This is a genomic window from Bdellovibrio bacteriovorus (assembly GCF_048286975.1).
GTDB classification, from domain to species: domain Bacteria; phylum Bdellovibrionota; class Bdellovibrionia; order Bdellovibrionales; family Bdellovibrionaceae; genus Bdellovibrio; species Bdellovibrio bacteriovorus_H.
Genome location: NZ_JBLVRT010000010.1, coordinates 1 through 5,343, shown reverse-complemented (window position 1 = coordinate 5,343; position 5,343 = coordinate 1). Strand labels below are relative to the sequence as shown.

The following is a 5,343-nucleotide window of genomic DNA, read 5'->3' as shown; positions in this document are numbered from 1 at the left end:
TTCGCTCTTTGAAAACTGAATAGCTAGATAAAATAGATTTTTGGGCTCTTTGAATACCGAGTAATTGGTATTCACAATTTCAAAAAATATTCGAACAAACAATAGCGTAAAAGCTAGCTGTTTGCTTCTAAACAGAATTTAAACTGGAGAGTTTGATTCTGGCTCAGAACAAACGCTGGCGGCGTGCCTAATACATGCAAGTCGAACGGGGAAAGCTTTCGGGTGAGTACTAGTGGCGCACGGGTGAGGAACGCGTGGATAATCTGCCTTAGAGTGGGGGATAACTAGTCGAAAGATTAGCTAATACCGCATAAGACCACAGGAGCTGCGGCTCAAGGGGTCAAAGGTTTTTCGCTCTAAGATGAGTCCGCGTAAGATTAGCTAGTTGGTGAGGTAACGGCTCACCAAGGCGACGATCTTTAACTGGTCTGAGAGGATGATCAGTCACACTGGAACTGAGACACGGTCCAGACTCCTACGGGAGGCAGCAGTAGGGAATATTGCACAATGGAGGAAACTCTGATGCAGCGACGCCGCGTGAGTGATGAAGGCCTTCGGGTCGTAAAGCTCTGTCGCAGGGGAATAACACAATGAATGTACCCTGTAAGAAAGGATCGGCTAACTTCGTGCCAGCAGCCGCGGTAAGACGAGGGATCCTAGCGTTGTTCGGAATTATTGGGCGTAAAGCGGATGTAGGTGGCTTTGTAAGTCAGATGTGAAAGCCCAGGGCTCAACCCTGGAAGTGCATTTGATACTGCGAAGCTTGAGTGTCGGAGAGGTTACTAGAATTGTTGGTGTAGTGGTGAAATACGTAGATATCAACAGGAATACCGGAGGCGAAGGCGGGTAACTGGCCGAACACTGACACTGAGATCCGAAAGCGTGGGGATCAAACAGGATTAGATACCCTGGTAGTCCACGCCGTAAACGATGGATACTTGTTGTTGGAGGTATTGACCCCTTCAGTGACGAAGCTAACGCGTTAAGTATCCCGCCTGGGGAGTACGGTCGCAAGATTAAAACTCAAAGAAATTGACGGGGGCCCGCACAAGCGGTGGAGCATGTGGTTTAATTCGATGCAACGCGAAGAACCTTACCTAGGCTTGACATGTACTGGAAGATTGGCAGAAATGTCGTCGCCCGCAAGGGTCGGTACACAGGTGCTGCATGGCTGTCGTCAGCTCGTGTCGTGAGATGTTGGGTTAAGTCCCGCAACGAGCGCAACCCCTGCATTTAGTTGCCAGCATTCAGTTGGGCACTCTAGATGGACTGCCGGTGTTAAACCGGAGGAAGGTGGGGATGACGTCAAGTCCTCATGGCCCTTATGCCTAGGGCTACACACGTGCTACAATGGTAGTCACAGAGCGAAGCTAAGCCGCGAGGTAGAGCAAATCGCTTAAAAGCTATCTAAGTTCAGATTGATCTCTGCAACTCGAGATCATGAAGTTGGAATCGCTAGTAATCGCGGATCAGAATGCCGCGGTGAATACGTTCCCGGGCCTTGTACACACCGCCCGTCACACCATGAAAGTCGGCTGTACCAGAAGTCGCTGCGCTAACCGTAAGGAGGCAGGCGCCCAAGGTATGGTCGATGATTGGGGTGAAGTCGTAACAAGGTAGCCGTAGGGGAACCTGCGGCTGGATCACCTCCTTTCTAAGGATTATCCGGTCAATCTTCATCAAGACTTGTTCTTGATAAGTTAAAATGACCCAATCTTAGGTCAACTTACTCTTCCCGAGTAAGTGAGTCCCAAAAATCTATCTAGCTGTTTAGTTTTGAGAGAGTGAAGCCTAACGGGCCTGTAGCTCAGTTGGTTAGAGCACACGCTTGATAAGCGTGGGGTCGGAAGTTCGAGTCTTCCCAGGCCCACCAAGTTCTACTGTACTGGAATGCGGTGTAAGTTAGAGTTTTGCTGAACGGTTTTCGTTCTTTGACAATTGAATAGATTGATTTAGTTGATTTTTAGCGAGGTTAGTTCCATTTTTTTAAGCTACAAAGGGCTTACGGTGGATGCCTTTGGCACTAAGAAGCGATGAAGGACGTGGTAAGCTGCGATAAGCTTCGGGGAGTGGCACACACACTTTGATCCGGAGATTTCCGAATGGGGAAACCCACCATTTATGGTATCACTCAATGAATACATAGTTGTTTGAAGCGAACGAGGGGAAGTGAAACATCTCAGTACCCTCAGGAAGAGAAATCAATTCCGAGATTCCCCCAGTAGTGGCGAGCGAACGGGGAACAGCCTAAACCTTATTCATTAATTTGAATGAGGGGTCGTGGGACCGCAATGTGGGACCGGAGAAGTTAGAGTAACAGTCTGGAAAGTCTGGCAAGATAGGGTGATAGCCCCGTACTCGAAAACTTCGAAGGCCCTAGCGGCATCCCGAGTACCACAAGACACGTGAAATCTTGTGGGAATCTGTGAGGACCACCTCATAAGGCTAAATATTCCTTAGTGACCGATAGTGAACAAGTACCGTGAGGGAAAGGTGAAAAGAACCCCGAGAGGGGAGTGAAATAGAACCTGAAACCGTAAGTCTACAAGCAGTTAGAGACCCTTAAGTGGTCGATAGCGTACCTTTTGCATAATGAGTCAGCGAGTTATGTTTGCATGCGAGGTTAAGCCGTTGCAGGTGGAGCCGTAGCGAAAGCGAGTCTGAATAGGGCGATTTAGTATGCAGGCATAGACCCGAAACCCGGTGATCTAATCATGGACAGGTTGAAGCGAGGGTAACACCTCGTGGAGGACCGAACAAGTTGAGGTTGAAAACTCTTTTGATGATCTGTGATTAGGGGTGAAAGGCCAATCAAACTGGGTGATAGCTGGTTCTCCCCGAAATATATTTAGGTATAGCGTCAGGTAAAAAATATCATGGAGGTAGAGCACTGAATGGGCTAGGGGTCTTTACCGGATTACCAAACCCAAATAAACTCCGAATGCCATTGATATGTTCCCTGGCAGGCAGACTCAGGGTGATAAGGTCATGAGTCGAGAGGGAAAGAGCCCAGACCAACAGCTAAGGTCCCTAAATGCACGCTCAGTGGAGAACGTTGTGGAGTTACTTTGACAACTAGGAGGTTGGCTTAGAAGCAGCAATCCTTTAAAGAAAGCGTAATAGCTCACTAGTCTAGTGACTCTGCGCGGAAGATACAACGGGGCTAAGCGTGTTACCGAAGCTTTGGATTAAGATATTTTATATTTTAGTGGTAGGGGAGCGTTCTAGTGTAGGATGAAGGTTGACCGGTAGGACAGCTGGACGAACTAGAAGTGATCATGCTGACATAAGTAGCGTTGAACTCGGGTGAAAAACCCGGGCGCCGAAAACTCAAGGATTCCTGGGTAAAGATAATCTTCCCAGGGTTAGTCGAGCCCTAAGACGAGGCCAAGTGGCGTAGTCGATGGCAAAACGGTTAATATTCCGTTACCTAGCAAAATGTGTTTAAGGAATGACGGTGTAGGATATCACAGCCTCTTATTGGATTGAGGTGTAAGCATGTAGGAGGATCAGTAGGCAAATCCGCTGGTCGTAACTCTGAGGTGTGAATGCGAGGGACTTGTCCCGGAAGTGTGAAAAGCCATGCATCCAAGAAAAGTTTCGTAAATTTAGTTTTGTTAGCTCGTACCGTAAACCGACTCAGGTGAGTGGGGTGAATATCCTAAGGCGATGGGGTGAATTTTGGTCAAGGAACTCGGCAACTTAACACCGTAACTTCGGGAAAAGGTGTGCCCGCGAGAGTGTAAGGATTTACTCCCCAAGCTTTTTCGGGTCGCAGAGAAATGGGAGTAGCGACTGTTTATCAAAAACACAGGTATGTGCAAAGTCTCAAGACGAAGTATACATACTGACGCCTGCCCGGTGCTGGAAGGTTAAGAGGATTAGTTAGCGTAAGCGAAGCTGAGAATCGAAGCCCCAGTAAACGGCGGCCGTAACTATAACGGTCCTAAGGTAGCGAAATTCCTTGTCGGGTAAGTTCCGACCTGCACGAATGGCGTAACGACTTCTCCGGTGTCTCGACCAAATGCCTCGCGAAATTGAATTCTCGGTGAAAATGCCGAGTACCCGCAGAAAGACGGAAAGACCCCGTGAACCTTTACTGTAGCTTGGCAGTGATTTTAGAGTTGGCATGTGTAGGATAGGTGGGAGACTTTGAAGCAGTGGCGCTAGCCATTGTGGAGTCAACCTTGAAATACCACCCTTGGCACCTTTGAAATCTAACCTGCTGCTCTTTACGAGCAGAGGGACACTGTCTGGTGGGCAGTTTGACTGGGGCGGTCGCCTCCCAAAAAGTAACGGAGGCGCGCGATGGTCCCCTCAGCCTGATTGGAAACCAGGCGTCGAGTGCATTGGCATAAGGGGGCTTGACTGCGAGACCTACAAGTCGAGCAGGTGCGAAAGCAGGCCAAAGTGATCCGGTGGTCCCGCGTGGAAGGGCCATCGCTCAACGGATAAAAGGTACTCCGGGGATAACAGGCTTATTCCATCCAAGAGTCCATATCGACGATGGAGTTTGGCACCTCGATGTCGGCTCATCACATCCTGGGGCTGGAGCAGGTCCCAAGGGTTTAGCTGTTCGCTAATTAAAGTGGTACGCGAGCTGGGTTCAGAACGTCGTGAGACAGTTTGGTCCTTATCTTCTGTGGGCGTATGAGATTTGAGTAGACCTGTCCTTAGTACGAGAGGACCGGGATGGACGAACCTCTGGTGTTCCTGTTGTTCTGCCAAGAGCAATGCAGGGTAGCTATGTTCGGAATTGATAACCGCTGAAAGCATCTAAGCGGGAAGCAAACTACAAGATTAGATCTCACTGGGGCTTCGGCCCCCTAAAGACCCCTTGGAGACTACGAGGTTGATAGGCTGAAGGTGTAAGTACAGCAATGTATTGAGCTGATCAGTACTAATAGGTCGTGAGGCTTTTTTAAAAAACATTCTTCTTAGATTTATCTAACGAAGATTTCGTCTCAGAGACTTCCTTAATTGGAACGAGAGACTAGCTCTCTGAATAAGTAAGAGAGTGAAATGTGGAACTAACAGCGACTCGCTAAAAATCAATTAAATCAATCATTCAGTTGTAATGATAAAAAAGAAAGTAACTTCTCCATTTGGATTGGAAGTAAGTTGCAAAGAACGAAAAGGTTAGTGTAAGAAGCTAACCACTTTGATTAATAAACGCTTTGCTGGTGTTTATAGCAGAGGGGCCACACCTGATCCCATTCCGAACTCAGAAGTTAAGTCCTCTTGCGGCGATGGTATTGCATGGGCGACCATGTGGGAGAGTAGCACGACGCCAGCTCTATTTTACTTGAACCCGGGTTACGAAAGTAATCCGGGTTTTTTTGT

General features: G+C 48.2%; 1 tRNA gene and 3 rRNA genes. All 4 read left to right on the top strand.

The features are described 5' to 3' along the window. Positions 1-140: 140 nt before the first annotated feature. The 4 genes from ACNQKP_RS18410 to rrf all read left to right on the top strand — a co-directional run bounded on the left by ACNQKP_RS18410 (position 141) and on the right by rrf (position 5,296). A 16S ribosomal RNA gene (locus tag ACNQKP_RS18410) occupies positions 141-1,654 on the top strand. Positions 1,655-1,796: 142 nt separating this feature from the next. Next, a tRNA-Ile gene (locus ACNQKP_RS18405) sits at positions 1,797-1,873 on the top strand. Between the two features lie 111 nt (positions 1,874-1,984). Next, a 23S ribosomal RNA gene (locus ACNQKP_RS18400) occupies positions 1,985-4,925 on the top strand. Between the two features lie 254 nt (positions 4,926-5,179). Beyond that, positions 5,180-5,296 (top strand): 5S ribosomal RNA (gene rrf, locus ACNQKP_RS18395). The 16S, 23S and 5S rRNA genes sit together here with 1 tRNA gene alongside, the layout of an rRNA operon. Positions 5,297-5,343: the final 47 nt, after the last annotated feature.